The following is a 16433-nucleotide window of genomic DNA, read 5'->3' on the forward strand; positions in this document are numbered from 1 at the left end:
CAGCAACCTGCATGGGCCGATCTCGCCTGCTGCGACCGACAGGTGTACAAATGTACACCTTGTCCCGGCCGGCCGTTGTACTCCCATGGAATCTCTCTCCCCCAAGCGTCAGGCGGTGCTGGCTTTCCTGCAGGAACAGGCCCGTGCAGGGGTATCCCCCAGCCTGGCCGAGATTGCGCAGGCGTTCGGGTTCGCCTCGCGCAATGCCGCGCAAAAGCACGTGCAGGCGCTGGCCGAGGCCGGGTTGATCGAGCTGTTGCCCAATCAGAAGCGTGGCATCCGCATGCCGGGCGGGGCCGCGCGCGATGCCTTGCTGGCCTTGCCGGTGCTGGGCCGGGTGGCGGCCGGTGTGCCGATCGGGGCGGATATCGGCCTGGACCGGCAGTTGTGGCTGGACCGCACGCTGTTCTCCTTGCGTCCGGACTATCTGCTGCAGGTGCAAGGCGATTCGATGATCGACGACGGCATCCTGGACGGTGATCTGGTCGGCGTGCATCGCAGCAGCGAGGCGCGCGATGGGCAGATCGTGGTGGCGCGGGTGGATGGTGAAATCACCATTAAGCGGCTGGAGCGGGGTGCCGAACGCATCCGCCTGTTGCCGCGCAACCGCGCGCATGCGCCGATCGTGGTGGCGGCCGATGCCGACTTCGCGATCGAAGGACTGTACTGCGGTCTGATCCGGCAGGGTTGAGATGAGCCAGGAGCCCGCCCGCATCAGGCAGGACGGCAGCGCGGCAGTCGCGCTGCCGCTGGACGCCCTGCTGGCCGCGCGCACGGTGTGGCGCGCGGGTCGTGGCACCGCCATCGCCCATGGCGGCGAATCCACCGGGCATGCGGCGCTGGATGCGCTGCTGCCCGATGGCGGCTGGCCGCGGCGGGCACTGACCGAGTTGCTGCTGCCCGCGCACGGCGTGGGCGAGATCGCCCTGCTGTTGCCCACGCTGGCGCGCATGACCGGCGCCAGCAGCCGGGTGGTGCTGGTGGCGCCGCCGTTCATTCCCTATGCGCCGGCCTGGCAGGCGGGCGGCGTAGTGCTGGAACATCTGGAAGTGGTGCAGGCCGAGCCGCGCGACGCCTTGTGGGCGTTCGAGCAATGCCTGCGCAGTGGCGCATGCGCGGCAGTGCTGGGCTGGCCGCAGACCGGCGATGCACGCGCATTGCGGCGGCTGCAGGTCGCCGCCGACAGCGGCAACTGCTGCGCGTTCGCGTTGCGTGATCGCAAGCATGCGGTCAATGCATCGCCGGCGGCGTTACGGCTGGAATTCCTGCCCGAGCGCGATGCCTGGCAGGTACGCAAGTGCCGCGGCGGGCAGGTCCCGTCGCAGCCGTTGCGGCTGGCGCATTGAGGCGCGCGCATGTTGTGGGCCTGCATCTTGCTGCCGCAGCTGGCGCTGGACGCCGTCCTCCGGCGTCTGGAAGAGCCGGACGCACCGCTAGTGCTGGTGGAAGGGCCGGCGCAGTTGCGCAGCCTGCACTCGGTCAATGCAGCGGCGTCCGCCGCCGGCCTGAAAGCCGGCATGCGGCTGTCGGCGGCGCATGCGCTGATGTCCCATGTACGCACCATCGATTACGAGGCCCAGGCTGAGGCGCGTACGCAGCGGTTTCTTGCGGCGTGGGCGTACCGGCACAGTTCGTTGGTGAGCCAGCAATGGTCGCGTGCCATCGTGCTGGAGGCCGGTGCCAGTTTTCGGTTATTCGGTCCATGGCCGCGTTTCGAACGCCGCCTGCGCGATGAACTGCAGGCCTTGGGCTTCCGGCACCGGCTCGCACTGGCACCTACGCCGCGCGCCGCGCGCGTGCTGGCCGGTCTGCGCGATGGCATGGTGGTGACGCAGTTGCCGGCCTTGCACGCCACGCTGGACAAGGTACCGGTACGCCGCGCCGCGTTGCCGGGCGATGCCGGCGAGCGCCTTCAACACATGGGCGTGCGTACGCTGGCGGCGGTGCGCGCGTTGCCGCGCGATGGGCTGCGCCGGCGGTTCGGCGCGGGCCTGCTCGAGCATCTGGACCGCCTCTACGGCCAGGTCGACGACCCCCTGGAGTGCTACGCGCCACCGGACCACTTCGACCAGCGTGTGGAGCTCGGCTACGAGGTGGAAATGCATCCGGCGCTGCTGTTCCCGCTGCGGCGCCTGATCGGCGACCTGTGCACCTACCTGTCTATCCGCGACGGCGGCGTGCAACGGTTCCTGCTGCGGCTGGAACACGAGGAAGGCGCCACCGATGTCGAGATCGGCTTGCTGACGCCGGAGCGCGCGCCGACGCTGTTGTTCGAGCTTGCGCGTAACCGGCTGGAGCGGGTGGAGATCCCACGCCCGGTGGTGGCGATGCGCCTGCTGGCGCGGCAGCTGCCACCGTTCGTGCCGGCCATGCGCGATCTGTTCGATCAACGTGCGCAGCAATCGGTGGAGTGGCCGCAGCTACGCGAGCGCCTGCGCGCGCGGCTGGGCGATGAGGCGGTGTATCGCGTGCTGCCGGCCGACGACCCGCGCCCGGAACGTGCCTGGCGGCGCGCCATTGGTGATGCGGTGCGCGACGTTGCGGCGCCGCCGCGTCCGCCGCGCCCGACCTGGCTGTTGCCGCAGCCGGTGCCCCTGCACGAAACGCAGCTGCGCATCATCTCCGGCCCGGAGCGGCTGGAAAGCGGCTGGTGGGACGACGACGAAGCGCGCCGCGATTACTACGTGGTGGAAACCGCACGCGGCCGGCGTGGCTGGGCGTTCGCCGCTCCTGGCCGTGTCGATGGCTGGATGCTGCATGGGTGGTTCGCATGATCGGTTGCGTGCCCTTGCAGCATCAGAGCGTTGCCTGCGGGGCTGGTCATCGCAGCGGTGCCGCACGCGTCCGATGCACGGGACCGAAGAGGCAAACGCAGCGCGTCGATCTGCAGCGCATGTGTGACGGCAGCGCGATGTCGAAGAGGTGCGCGCATGAGCTGGGATGACGCCGTCGACGGCGTGGACCGCGATACGCCCGGTGGACGCATGCCGCGCGCCTGGACGGTCGCCGCGCGGTTGCGCGCGGCAAACGACGACATCGCCCATGCCATGGTCGCCGATGGGCTGCCTGCCTATGCCGAGCTGCACTGCCTGTCGGATTTTTCGTTCCTGCGCGGTGCCTCCAGCGCCGAACAATTGTTCATGCGCGCGCACCACTGCGGCTACAGCGCCCTGGCGATCACCGACGAGTGCTCGCTGGCCGGCATCGTGCGCGGCCTGGAAGCCTCGCGCGCCACCGGCGTGCGCCTGATCGTCGGCAGCGAATTCACCCTGGTCGATGGCACCCGCTTCGTGCTGCTGGTGGAAAACGCGCATGGCTATCCGCAGTTGTGCGCGCTGATCACCACCGCGCGGCGTGCGGCGGGCAAGGGTGCGTACCGGCTCGGGCGTGTCGAGGTGGAGGCGCAGTTTCGCGCGGTGGAACCGGGCGTGTTCGCGCTGTGGTTACCCGGGGCGCAGCCGCAGGCCGAGCAGGGCGCCTGGCTGCAGCAGCTGTTCGGCGAGCGTGCATTCCTGGCGGTGGAACTGCACCGCGAACAGGACGATGCGGCGCGGTTGCTCGCCCTGCAGCTGCTGGCGCAGCAACTGGGCATGACCGCTCTGGCCAGCGGCGATGTGCATATGGCGCAGCGGCGCGAGCGCATCGTGCAGGACACCCTGACCGCCATCCGCCACGGCTTGCCGTTGGCCGAGTGCGGCGCGCACCTGTTCCGCAACGGCGAGCGCCATCTGCGCACGCGGCGTGCCTTGGGCAACATCTATCCGGATGCGCTGTTGCAGGCCACGGTGGACCTGGCGCAGCGCTGCAGCTTCGATATCTCCAGGCTTGAATACACCTATCCGCGCGAACTGGTGCCGCAAGGGCATACGCCGGCGAGTTATCTGCGACAGCTCACCGAAGAGGGGATGCGCGAGCGGTGGCCGAATGGAACGCCGGCAAAGGTACGCGCCGACATCGAGAAGGAACTGGCGCTGATCGCGCATAAGAGCTACGAGGCCTTCTTTCTCACCGTGCAGGACGTGGTGCGCTTCGCCCGCGAGCAGCACATCCTCTGCCAGGGCCGTGGCTCATCGGCCAACTCGGCGGTGTGTTATGCGTTGGGCATCACCGCGGTCAACCCGGATGAAACGCGTCTGTTGATGGCACGCTTCCTGTCCGAAAAACGCGACGAGCCCCCGGACATCGACGTCGATTTCGAACACGAACGCCGCGAGGAGGTGCTGCAGTACGTCTACAACAAGTACGGCCGCGAACGCGCGGCATTGGCGGCGACGGTGATCTGCTATCGCGGCAAGAGCGCCGTGCGCGATGTGGCCAAGGCGTTCGGCCTGCCGCCGGACCAGATCGCGTTGCTGGCCAATTGCTATGGCTGGGGCAATGGCGAAACGCCGATGGAACAGCGCATCGAAGAGGCCGGGTTCGATCTGGCCAATCCACTGATCAACAAGATTCTTGCGGTGACTGAGCAACTGCGCGATCACCCACGCCATCTGTCGCAGCATGTCGGCGGTTTCGTCATCTCCGACCAACCCCTGTCGCTGCTGGTGCCGGTGGAAAACGCCGCGATGGCCGACCGCACCATCATCCAGTGGGACAAGGACGATCTGGAAACCATGAAGCTGCTCAAGGTCGATTGCCTGGCGCTGGGCATGCTGACCTGCATCCGCAAGACGCTGGAGCTGGTACGCGGCCACCGCGGGCGCGATTACAGCATTGCCACGCTGCCAGGCAATGACGAGCCGACCTACAAGATGATCCAGCGCGCCGACACGGTCGGCGTATTCCAGATCGAGTCGCGCGCGCAGATGGCGATGTTGCCGCGGCTCAAGCCTGCGGTGTTCTACGACCTGGTGATCGAAGTGGCGATCGTGCGCCCCGGCCCGATCCAGGGCGACATGGTGCACCCGTATCTGCGCCGGCGGCAGGGGCGCGAGGACGTGAACTACCCCTCGCCAGAGGTGGAGGACATTCTCAAGCCGACGCTTGGAGTTCCGCTATTCCAGGAACAGGTGATGGAGCTGCTGATGCACGCTGCCGATTACAGCGAGAGCGAAGCGGACAATCTACGCCGCTCGATGGCCGCCTGGCGGCGCGGCGGTGACATGGAACAGCACCGCGCACGGGTGCGCGAGCGCATGCAGGGCAAAGGCTACGCCTCCACCTTCATCGACCAGATCTTCGAGCAGATCAAGGGCTTCGGTTCCTACGGTTTCCCGCAAAGCCACGCCGCCTCGTTCGCCAAGCTTGTCTACGCCAGCTGCTGGCTCAAGCGCCATGAGCCGGCGGCCTTCGCCTGCGGGCTGCTCAACGCGCAGCCGATGGGCTTCTACTCGGCCAGTCAGATCGTGCAGGACGCACGCCGCGGCAGTCCCGAGCGTGCGCGCGTGGAGGTATTGCCGGTGGATGTGCTGCACAGCGTCTGGGACAACACGCTGGTCGGTGGCCGGCGCTGGCGCAGCGACCAAGACCCCGGCGAACAACCGGCGATCCGGCTGGGCATGCGCCAGGTCGCTGGATTATCGGAAGTGGTGGCCAACCGCATTGCCGCGGCACGCGCGCAGAGGGCCTTCGCCGATATCGGCGATCTGTGCCTGCGCGCCGCACTCGACGAAAAGGCGCGCCTGGCATTGGCCGAAGCCGGCGCCTTGCAGGGCATGGTGGGCAATCGCAATGCTGCGCGTTGGGCGATGGCTGGCGTGGAAGCGCGTCGGCCGTTATTACCGGGCAGCCCTGAAGAACGCACGGTGACGTTTGAAGCCCCGCGCGCAGGCGAAGAGATCCTGGCCGACTATCGCTCGGTCGGCCTGAGTCTGCGCCAGCATCCGATGGCACTGCTGCGCCCGCAGATGCAGCAACGGCGCATCCTCGGCCTGCGCGACCTGCAGGGCCGCCGTCACGGCAGCGGCGTGCATGTCGCCGGCCTGGTCACCCAGCGCCAGCGCCCGGCCACCGCCAAGGGCACCATCTTCGTCACCCTGGAAGACGAGCACGGCATGATCAACGTCATCGTCTGGTCGCATCTGGCGCTGCGCCGCCGCCGCGCACTGCTGGAATCGCGCCTGCTGGCCGTGCGCGGCCGCTGGGAACGCGTGGACGGCGTGGAGCATCTCATCGCCGGCGATCTGCACGACCTCAGCGACCTGCTCGGCGAAATGCAGCTGCCCTCGCGCGATTTTCATTGAAACTTTGTCTGGTCTGCGATTGCTGGTAAATTTCGCGCTCAGTTTGCACACGACATGGAGCAGTACGTGCGGAAAAGGATTTTCATTGCGGCCTTGGGGTTGCTGATGGCTGCCGGCAATGCCGCAGCGCAGGTGGATGTTGGCGCCTATATCAAAAAAGACAAGTTTGCCGGTATCAAGCTATCGCCCAGCGGCGCGTTTTTCGCCGCTACCGTGCCGATGGAAGACAAGACCGCGCTGGCGATCGTGCGGCGTTCGGACAACAGCATGGGCGCAACTTTCGTGTTGGAGAAGAACACGTATGTGAGCGACTTTGCCTGGGTCAGCGAGACGCGTGTGTTGATCTCCATCGCACAGAAATACGGTCTGCTCGACAAGCCGTTGCCGACCGGCGAGCTGTATGCCATCAATGCCGATGGCACTGGTGTCGAGTTGCTGGTGGGCTATCGTGCCCGAGGCACCGGGCTTGGCACCAATATCAAGGTCAAGAAAACCGAAGCAGTTGCCGCATTCCTCACCGATACCTTGCCCGACGACGATCGCAACGTGGTCGTCGGCATCTGGCCGTTGTCAGGGCAGGACCCGTACACGCGCGCAGAAAAGCTCGACGTCAACACAGGTCGGCGCCTTCCGCTGGCGCGTGCCCCGATTCAGCGCGCCAGCTTCACCACCGACCACCATGGCGAGGTGCGTTTTGCGCAGGGCGCAGGCTCGGACAATGTCAGCAAGCTGTATTACCGCGTTGGCGGTGGAACTGAGTGGACGCTGCTCAACGACGAACAGGCCAGCGGCCGCATCGAAACCCCACTGGGCTTTTCGCAGGACGAGCGCATTGCTTACCTGCGTGTGCAGGCTGCCGATGGCCCCGATGCGATCGTGGCTTGGGACATCCGGGCCAATCGCCGTGAACAGGTGCTGCGTGACGCAGTGGCCGATCCACTGGACGTCATCTATCGCAACGGCACCACGATCCCGGTGGGTGCCATTTTCATGGCTGACCGTCCGCGCAGCCGCTTTTTCGACGAGCAGGGCCCCGAGGCGCGGATGTATCACAGCCTGGAGGCCGCCTTCGCCGGTAATGCTGTGCGTATCACCTCCAGTACCAGCGATGGCCGCTACGTCATGTTGCAGGTCGATTCGGGCAGCAACCCTGGCGATTTCTATGTGTTCGATACGCAGGAGAAAAAAGCCCAGCACGTGATCAGCCGACGCGACTGGTTCGATCCCGAGCGCACCGCGACCGTGCAGCCCATCGCGCTGCAGGCACGCGATGGCGTGCCGTTGCATGGCTACCTCACGCTGCCGCGCACCGGCGCGGCGAACAACCTGCCGATGGTGGTGATGCCGCATGGCGGCCCGTTCGAGATCTTCGACAGCTGGCAGTTCGACGACGACGCGCAGTTGCTGGCGCAGGCCGGCTATGCGGTGCTGCAGATCAATTTCCGTGGTTCCGGCAATTACGGTCGCGCTTTCCAGCATGCCGGTGCGCGCCAGTGGGGCGGCACCATGCAGGATGACGTCACCGACGCCACGCGCTGGGCGGTGACGCAGGGCTATGCAGATGCGCGCAAGATCTGCATCTTTGGTGCAAGTTATGGTGCGTATGCAGCCCTGATGGGGGCAGCCAAGGAACCGGGGTTGTATGCCTGCGCGGCCGGCTATGTCGGCGTCTACGACCTGCCGATGATGTTCACCAGCGGCGACATCCAGAAGCGCGGCTCAGGCGAAAACTATCTGAAGCAATGGCTGGGCGATCCGGCAACCCTGGCCGCACGCTCGCCGGTCCATCTGGCCAAGCAGATCAAGGTTCCGGTGTTCCTGGCGGCCGGTGGTGAGGACGAGCGCGCGCCGATCCAGCACAGCAAGCGCATGGAGGCGGCATTGCGCCAGGCCGGAACGCCGGTGGAAACCTTGTACTACGACACCGAAGGCCACGGGTTCTATACCGAGCCGCATCGGCGTGCGTTCTATACGCAGTTGCTGGCGTTTCTGGCCAAGTCCCTGGGAGGTGCCAAAGCGAACTAACCGCGTCGACGCACGCATATCGGGATCTTGTCGACCGCGCCATCCATGATGGCCGTCGCTACGCGACCGGCGGGGCAGCCCGCCGCAAGGCGATGACGCAAAAGCGCGGGTGAATAGCCGCCGTGGCGGGTCATCGTCATCCGGCCGGTCTGTGCTACACCATGCACGCCGGCGCGGCCGCGCTGGCTTACCTTTCATCCACGAGGCGATCATGAAGTTGGAGGCGTTGTTCGACCAGTTGCACACCTTGCCCACCGTACCCGAGGTGGCGCAGGACCTGATTGCCCGGTTCGACGATCCGGCAACCAACATCGATGTGCTGGCGCACACCATCGAGCGCGATCCGGTGATCGCCGCCAAGGTGCTGCGGCTTGCCAATTCGGCGCGCTTCCACGGCCTGCGCGACTCCACCAGCGTGGAAGACGCGGCCATGCGGCTGGGCTTCAACACGCTGCGCACCCTGGTGCTGGCCTCGGCGATGACCGGCGCGTTCCGCGCCGGCCCGGGCTTCGATCTGAAGGCGTTCTGGCGGCACAGTTTCGAGGTGGCCGGCATCTGCCGCCTGCTGGCGCGCCAGCACGGCGTGGATCCGGAAACCGCCTTTACCTGCGGCATGATGCACAACATCGGCGAGCTGCTGATCCAGTCCGGCGCGCCGGATTACGCCAGCCGCATCAATCACGACAGCTCATCGGCCGGCCATGCCGCCGAAGAAACCCTGCAGCTGGGCTTCGGCTACCCGGAAGTCGGCGCCGAGCTGGTACGTCGCTGGCAGCTGCCTGTCGTCATCCAGGAAGCGATCGCCTATCAGGTCCGCCCGGCCGCTGCCCCGGAAGGTGCGCGGATGCCGCTGCTGGTCGCCCAGGCGGTGCAGGTGTCCGACGCGCTGCGTGCACATGGTGGCGCCACGCCGGCGGCGTTGGACGCGGTGCGCGGTCCGTTGATGGACACCGTGGATCTGGATGCCTTGTTCGCCGCATTGCCGGACGTGATCGAGGCCGACCGCGCGTTTGCCGAACTGCTGCATTGATCGAACAGCCGCGCCGACGCCGCCAGCGTCGGCGCAGCCGCTGACGCTGACGCACCATCGCCGGCAGCAGATCCCTGACATGCAGGAAAAACGGCAGCGTCCAGTGCTCACGGCGATAGCGATGTAACGGCAACGCGTGCCCGCCGCTGCAGCAGCAGACCAGTCGGCCCTTACGGGCGCGCGGCCTCATCCGTGCCCCTCACCAGCGCACTGTCCCGCCAGCACGGGCGGCAGGCGACCGCCGGTACGAGCGATGGGCGTGATGACGAGTCCATCGCTCGTTGTCACCTATCGGCCATGGCGCGCGTCGCTCATGGCGCCTCCGTCGGTCGACGAGCCGGAAGACCGCATCGCCGCACCCTGACGCCGTATGCCGCTGGTCTGCATGCCATGCAGCAGTGTCCGCCACCTCCACACCGTGCGACCTATGCGCTTGCAATCCGCATGCGCGATGCAGTCGCTGACACACGCTGGTACACGCCTGTCGTCCCCGTCGCTACATCCCCGGGCATTCCAGCCGCCACAGCAGGCACAGTGTCACGCCGCGGCGCAGCTGGACGGAACCCCGTGTAGGCGCTAGCGTGGTCCGGATTTTTTGCCACAGGGGAACTGCCCATGAGCCATGACGCGCAGCCGCGCCAGCTCACCTTCCGCGCCGTCGTGCTGGCCATCGTGCTGGCGGTGGTGCTTTCGGCCGCCAACGCCTATCTCGGCCTGTTTGCCGGCCTGACCATCGCCACCGCCATTCCGGCTGCGGTCGTCTCGATGGGCGTGCTGCGCCTGCTCGGCGGCGGCACCATCCTGGAAAACAACATCGTCCAGACCGGTGCCTCGGCCGGTTCGTCGATCGCCGCCGGGGTGATCTTCACCATCCCCGCGTTGGTGATCATGGGCTATTGGCCTGACTTCAAATACTGGTGGGTGCTCGGCATCGCCGGCATGGGTGGCTTGCTCGGGGTGCTGTTCTCGGTGCCGTTGCGGCGTTCGATGATCGTCGAAGACCCGCTGCCGTTCCCCGAAGGCAAGGCGGCGGCCGAGGTGCTCAAGGCCGGTGAAAACCCCGGCCCGGGCCTGAAGATCCTGGCAATGTCCGGTGCGATCGGCGCGCTGGTCAAGCTGGGTGCGGCCAGCGGCCTGCGGGTGATCCCGGACACCTGGGCGCAGGCCACGTACCTGGGCAGCAGCCGCCTGGTCGGCTATCTGGGCACCAACCTGTCGCCGGCGCTGCTGGGCGTGGGCTACATCGTCGGCCTAAATGTCGGCATCGTGGTGCTGTCCGGGTCGATCCTGTCCTGGCATATCGCCATTCCGCTGTATCAGCAGTTCTTCATGGGCAGCGACCCGGCCCTGGCGCAGAGCCTGGTCGGCGCGCCGGCGGCCGACGCGGCATTCGGCATCTGGGGCGCGAAGATCCGTTACCTGGGTGTCGGCGCGATGCTGATCGGCGGCGTATGGACGCTGTTCTCGCTGCGCAAGTCGCTGTTGTCCGGCGTCAAGAGCGGCTTTGCCGCCGCGCGCAAGAGCGGTGGCGGTGTGGTCGCCGAGACCGAGCGCGACCTGCCGATGAAGTGGATGCTGGCGGCGCTGGTGCTGTGCACCTTGCCGTTGCTGGGCCTGTACCAGGCGATCGTGCAGCAGTGGCACGTGTCGATCCCGATGACCATCATCATGATCGTGGCCGGCTTTCTGTTCGTGTCGGTGTCCGGCTATCTGGCCGGCCTGATCGGTTCGTCCAACAACCCGGTCTCGGGCATCACCATTTCCACCATCCTGTTCGCCTCGGCGGTGCTGGTGCTGTTGCTCGGCAAGGATGGTCTGGTGCCGGTCGGCATCGGCGCGGCGCCGTTGGGTGCGGTGGCGGCGATCATGATCGGCGCGGTGGTGTGTTGCGCGGCAGCGGTGGGCGGCGACAACCTGCAGGATCTCAAGGCCGGCTATCTGGTCGGCGCCACGCCATGGAAGCAGCAACTGATGCTGGGCATCGGCGCGTTTTCCTGCGCACTGATCATGGCGCCGGTGTTGAACCTGCTGGCGCAGGCCTACGGCATTGGCCCGGCCACGCCGCAGCACCCCAACTCGCTCGCTGCACCGCAGGCCACGCTGATGGCCTCGGTCGCCAAGGGCCTGTTCGGCGGGCAGCTGCCGTGGTCGATGATTGCCATCGGTGCCGCCGTGGGCGCGGCGATCATCGCGCTGGACGAATGGCTGAAGAAGACCGGCAAGCGCTTCCGTGTGCCGGTGCTGGCGGCGGCGATCGGTATCTACCTGCCGCTGGAGCTGATGGTGCCGATCTTCCTCGGCGGCCTGATCGCGCACCTGGTGGAGCGCTTCCACAAGATCCGCGCCGACGACGAAGATGGCCGCGACCGCGTGCATCGCCCGGGCGTGCTGTTCGCCGCCGGCCTGATCACCGGTGAGGCGTTGATGGGGATCGCCATCGCGGTGCCGATCGTGCTGTCCAGCCGCGCCGATGTGCTGGCGTTGCCGGCCAGCCTGCAGCTCAACCAATGGTTCGGCCTGGCGATTCTCGCCCTGGTCGGCTGGCTGCTGTACCGCGTCGGCAAGCGCGGCGAACAGACCGCCTGAGGGTGACGCTTCGCCAAGGCATGTGCCTGCGCGCTGCCTCTGGACGGACACGCATCGCTGGATGCGTGTCCGTTTTTCGTTGTGGTATTGCGACTGGATTGCCGCTGTTCTGATCGCCTCGCAGCAGGCGCGGTTCGAATGCGGCCCTGCTGCCGAATGCGCAAGTGCAGCAGCATGCCGGCAAGGCATGGTGCACCGAATCGATGCCGTGACCGCACAGCGGCATATCCAGTTCGCACATTCCTGCATGCTCGTGCATTGCCACCGTGATCAGACCTGCCTTGTCACTGCAGGGCAACGTCATTGGCGCATCTGACCAATCGCCTGACACCGCCAGCGCAGCTGCACCGTGCCAACGCATCAAGCGTTTGCCGATCGCGCAATGCACGCACAACGCTCAGGCCATCGCGTCTGCACCACCGCAGCGCCTTTGCGCCGGCTTTACGCCCCACCCAGGCCTCGTGCATAGCGACTTTATGCGGCTGCTCCGTATCGTGCCGTCTCCCGCACCGATGGGTGCACCACGGCGACCGCATGCCTCGATCGATCCCGGTGACGCGCCACGGCGCAGCTCATCGCACCGCCTGACCCCCATAAATGATGGCGTGGAAAAGCGACTCACATCACGCTGTGCGACATCCGCACACTGTTGAGGCCGCTTTTGTCACCGACGGCGTTTTCGGACCTGCCGACGCCTATAAGATCGATTGGCAACACGCCGCCCTCCAGCGGCCATGCAGTCGTTCGACATCCACGCGCATTCCCCCTCCCACTGCTGGCCGTTCACGCGATCTGGCCAGCGTCTTGCCATGGAAACCACTGCAATGCTGACTGCTGCTATCTCCCACCGTTCCACCCGCGCACGCCGTGCCCCCGTGTTGAGCATCGCCCTGGCCGGTGTGCTGTGCAGCCTTGCGCTGCAGGCGCAGGCACAGGAGGCCACCGACGCGGCGCTGTGTACCGATCGCCCGACCAAGGCCAATTCCACCTGTACCGTGCCAACCGGCGCCTGGCAGCTGGAAACCGACATCGGCAGCTACACCCGCGACAGCCAGCCCGGCACGCGCATCGAAACCTCGGTGTTCACCAATCCCACGCTCAAATACGGCGTCAGCGACCGCATCGATCTGCAGCTCAACTGGGCGCCGCAGCTGCAGGTCAAGACCACCGACCGCGCCACCGGCGCACGCAGCAGCCTGAGCGGCGGCGGCGACATCTATCTGCGCATGAAGGCGCGTTTCTACGAAAGCGATACCGCCAGCGTGGCGTTGCTGCCGTTCGTCAAGGCACCGACCGCGCGCACCGGCCTGGGCAACGACGAGTGGGAAGGCGGCGTCGCATTGCCGATCAATTTCGCGCTGCCCAACAGCTTCTCGCTGACCTTCGGGCCCGAGGTGGATTGGTTGGCCGACAGCGATGGCAGCGGCAAGCATGTTGCGCTGATCAATGCGATCAACCTGGCGCATCCGCTCACCTCCAAGTTGTCGATGGCGGTGGAAGTGTGGTCCTCGATCAACCGCGATCCGGCGCAGACCATCGAGCAGTATTCGGCCGACATCGCCGCTGCGTATCTGCTCAATCCGCTGCTGCAGCTGGATGTGGGCGCCAATTTCGGCCTCAACGACCGCACCCCGGACGCGCAGGTGTATGTGGGCATGTCGCACCGTTTCTGACGCGCGCAGCGCGCGCTGCGCACACAAAACGCCACTGCGGTCCGCGTCTGTGCGGACTGCAGTGTTCCGCAGGAAATCGCTTCAGATATGTAATAAATACCCGGTGCGGTGCGACACTATGTCGTCAGTCTGCCGGGCATGCCGGTGCCGGTCTCGCCAGAGGTACGCGGGCCGGGGAGGGGAGTGACAGAAAGTGGGCAGTGATGCTGCCTCTACTGGCCGTCGTGCGTGCGCCTTGCAGCATCCAGATCGGAATGCCGGGCGCAGTGCAGCGCGGAATCTCCTGATCGAGGTGTTGCAACGTGGAAACGAAATCGAAGTTGCCGGTCCCGGGCCGGGCATTGCTGCTGGTGCTGGGCATGCTGGTCGCGCTGGTGGGGCTGATCTTTCTGCTGGGTGGCGCGAGGTTGGCCAGCCTGGGCGGCAGCTGGTACTTCCTGCTGATGGGCCTGGCGACCGCTTTGGCCGGTGTCTTGATCGTGCTGCGTCGGCCGGCCGGTGCGCTGGTGTACGGCGTCGCCTTCGCGCTGACGCTGGTGTGGGCGCTGTGGGATGCGGGGCTGGAGTTCTGGCCGCTGGTCTCGCGGCTGATGCTGCCTGCGGGGTTCGCCGTGCTGGTGGCACTGGCCTGGCCAGCGCTGCGGCGCAGCCGGGCGTTGCCGACCGGGCGCACGGCCTATGGCGTGGCGACGGTGCTGGCGCTGGCGGTAGTGGCCGGGATCGGCGGCATGTTCGTGCCGCATCCGCCGGTCGCAGGCAACGCGGGGCCGGGCATGACGGCGGTGCCGCCTGGAAGCGTGCAACAAAACTGGTCCGCCTATGGCAATACCGATGGCGGCAGCCGCTTCGCTGCGCTGGACCAGATCAACCGCAGCAACGTCGACCGGCTGCAGGTCGCCTGGACCTACCACACCGGCGAGATCGCCAACAGCGACGGTAACGGTGCCGAAGACCAGCTGACCCCGCTGCAGGTGGGCGAGAAGGTGTTCCTGTGCACACCGCACAACAATCTGATTGCGCTCGACGCCAGCACCGGCAAGCAGCTGTGGCGGCGCGAGATCAATGCGACCTCATCGGTCTGGCAGCGCTGCCGTGGCCTGGGCTACTTCGACGCCGACGCGGCGTTGCCGGCACCGAGCGTGGCCAACCCCTCGCCGATCGCCGCGGTGACGGTGGCGCAGGACGCCAACTGCCGTCGCCGCCTGTTCACCAACACCATCGATGGTCGCCTGATCGCGGTGGATGCGGACACCGGTGCGTTCTGCCAGGGCTTCGGCAGCAACGGTCAGGTTGATCTCAAGGCCGGCCTGGGCGCTGCGCCGGATCCGTTCTACCAGCTGACCTCGCCGCCACTGGTGGCCGGCACCACCGTGGTGGTGGGCGGACGCGTGGCCGACAACGTGCAGACCGACATGCCTGGTGGCGTGGTGCGCGGCTTCGATGTGGTCACCGGCGCGCAGCGCTGGGCCTTCGACCCGGGCAATCCACACGATCGCCAGGCGCCGGCCGCCGGCAGCAGCTATGTGCGCAGCACGCCGAACGTATGGGCACCGATGTCCTACGACGCGGCGATGAACACCGTGTTCCTGCCGCTGGGCGGGCCGTCGACCGATCTGTACGGCGCCGAGCGCACCGCGCTCGATCATCGTTACGGCGCCTCGGTGCTGGCGCTGGATGCCACCACCGGTGCGGAGAAGTGGGTCTACCAGACCGTGCACAACGATCTGTGGGACTTCGACCTGCCGATGCAGCCCAGCCTGATCGACTTCCCCAACCCGGACGGCAGCCACACCCCGGCGGTGGTCATCGGCACCAAGGCCGGGCAGATCTACGTGCTCGACCGCGCCACCGGCAAACCGCTGACCGAGGTCAGGGAAGTACCGGTGAAAGGCTCGGATATTGCACACGAGCAGTACGCACCGACTCAGCCGCTGTCGGTCGGCATGCCGCAGATCGGCACCAAGCACCTGACCGAATCGGACATGTGGGGCGCCACTGCGATCGACCAGATGCTGTGCCGCATCGCGTTCAAGCAGATGCGTTATGAAGGCCTGTACACCGCGCCGGGCACCGATGTCTCGCTGAGTTTCCCCGGCTCGCTGGGCGGCATGAACTGGGGAGGCCTATCGACCGACCCGGTGCATGACGTCATCTTCGCCAACGATATGCGGCTGGGCTTGTGGGTGCAGATGATTCCTGCCGACACCCGCAAGGCCGAGGCGGCCGGTGGTGGCGAGGCCGTCAATACCGGCATGGGCGCTGTGCCGCTGAAGGGCACGCCGTATGCGGTCAACAAGAACCGCTTCCTGTCGGCGCTGGGCATTCCGTGCCAGGCGCCGCCGTACGGCACGCTCAGCGCGATCGACCTCAAGACGCGCAGCATCGCCTGGCAGGTGCCGGTGGGGACGGTGCAGGACACCGGCCCGTTCGGCATCAAGATGCATCTGCCGATCCCGATCGGCATGCCCACGCTGGGCGGCACGCTGTCCACCCAGGGCGGGCTCGTGTTCATCGCCGGCACCCAGGACTACTACCTGCGCGCGTTCGACAGTGCCACCGGCAAGGAACTCTGGAAGGGCCGCTTGCCGGTCGGCAGTCAGGGCGGGCCGATGACCTACGTCTCGCACAAGACCGGCAAGCAGTACGTGGTGATCAGTGCCGGCGGTGCGCGGCAGTCGCCCGATCGGGGCGATGACGTGATCGCCTACAGCTTGCCTGACGCGCACTGACACCGCCCCCACCCGTGACCACGTCGCCAGCTGCGTCGGCGTGGTCACGGAGCGGCCGACAAACCTCCGCGTGCCCGGCTGACCGCCGCGCACTCGCGTCAGCCGCAGTTGGCTGCAACCCGACGGCCGGGTGTCTCGCACATCCCGGCCAACGCTCCCGTTACCGCAGCGGCGCTTTGGCACACCGCCATGCATCGCCACCGCTGGC

10 protein-coding genes are annotated in these 16433 nt (G+C 66.8%); 9 read left to right on the forward strand and 1 reads right to left on the reverse strand.

Annotation, left to right across the window (positions count from 1 at the left end; all coding sequences use genetic code 11):
• The first annotated feature begins 85 nt into the window (after positions 1 to 85).
• From lexA to AC1PLS_RS05980, 4 genes are all read left to right on the forward strand, one after another.
• Complete coding sequence (lexA, locus tag AC1PLS_RS05965) at positions 86 to 691, forward strand: transcriptional repressor LexA (RefSeq protein ID WP_046341994.1); 606 nt, start codon at positions 86 to 88, stop codon at positions 689 to 691.
• Between the two features lies 1 nt (position 692).
• A complete protein-coding gene (gene imuA / locus AC1PLS_RS05970) occupies positions 693 to 1346 on the forward strand; it encodes a translesion DNA synthesis-associated protein ImuA (RefSeq protein WP_184431850.1) in 654 nt (217 codons plus the stop codon).
• Positions 1347 to 1355: 9 nt separating this feature from the next.
• Positions 1356 to 2774: a Y-family DNA polymerase gene (locus AC1PLS_RS05975; RefSeq protein WP_016903823.1), complete on the forward strand. Its 1419-nt coding sequence runs from the start codon at positions 1356 to 1358 to the stop codon at positions 2772 to 2774.
• 156 nt (positions 2775 to 2930) lie between these two features.
• Positions 2931 to 6182: an error-prone DNA polymerase gene (locus AC1PLS_RS05980; protein WP_481104282.1), complete on the forward strand. Its 3252-nt coding sequence runs from the start codon at positions 2931 to 2933 to the stop codon at positions 6180 to 6182.
• Between the two features lie 146 nt (positions 6183 to 6328).
• On the opposite strand, the gene AC1PLS_RS05985 is transcribed toward AC1PLS_RS05980, so the two are convergent.
• A complete protein-coding gene (locus tag AC1PLS_RS05985; RefSeq protein ID WP_228912125.1) occupies positions 6329 to 6532 on the reverse strand; it encodes a hypothetical protein in 204 nt (67 codons plus the stop codon).
• Between the two features lie 82 nt (positions 6533 to 6614).
• On the opposite strand from AC1PLS_RS05985, the gene AC1PLS_RS05990 reads away from it, so the two are divergent.
• The 5 genes from AC1PLS_RS05990 (at position 6615) to AC1PLS_RS06010 (ending at position 16225) form a co-directional block, all read left to right on the forward strand.
• Complete coding sequence (locus AC1PLS_RS05990; RefSeq protein WP_184432921.1) at positions 6615 to 8207, forward strand: alpha/beta hydrolase family protein; 1593 nt, start codon at positions 6615 to 6617, stop codon at positions 8205 to 8207.
• Between the two features lie 211 nt (positions 8208 to 8418).
• Positions 8419 to 9237 (forward strand): HDOD domain-containing protein, encoded by an 819-nt coding sequence (locus tag AC1PLS_RS05995; protein ID WP_046341997.1) that lies wholly within the window; start codon positions 8419 to 8421, stop codon positions 9235 to 9237.
• Between the two features lie 615 nt (positions 9238 to 9852).
• On the forward strand, positions 9853 to 11823 hold the full coding sequence (locus tag AC1PLS_RS06000) for an OPT family oligopeptide transporter (RefSeq protein WP_047125795.1): 1971 nt from the start codon (positions 9853 to 9855) through the stop codon (positions 11821 to 11823).
• 824 nt (positions 11824 to 12647) lie between these two features.
• Positions 12648 to 13496: a transporter gene (locus AC1PLS_RS06005; protein ID WP_184431844.1), complete on the forward strand. Its 849-nt coding sequence runs from the start codon at positions 12648 to 12650 to the stop codon at positions 13494 to 13496.
• 302 nt (positions 13497 to 13798) lie between these two features.
• A complete protein-coding gene (locus AC1PLS_RS06010) occupies positions 13799 to 16225 on the forward strand; it encodes a glucose/quinate/shikimate family membrane-bound PQQ-dependent dehydrogenase (RefSeq protein ID WP_311736835.1) in 2427 nt (808 codons plus the stop codon).
• The last annotated feature ends 208 nt before the right edge of the window (positions 16226 to 16433 follow it).

Source organism: Xanthomonas sp. NCPPB 3218 (assembly GCF_056725185.1).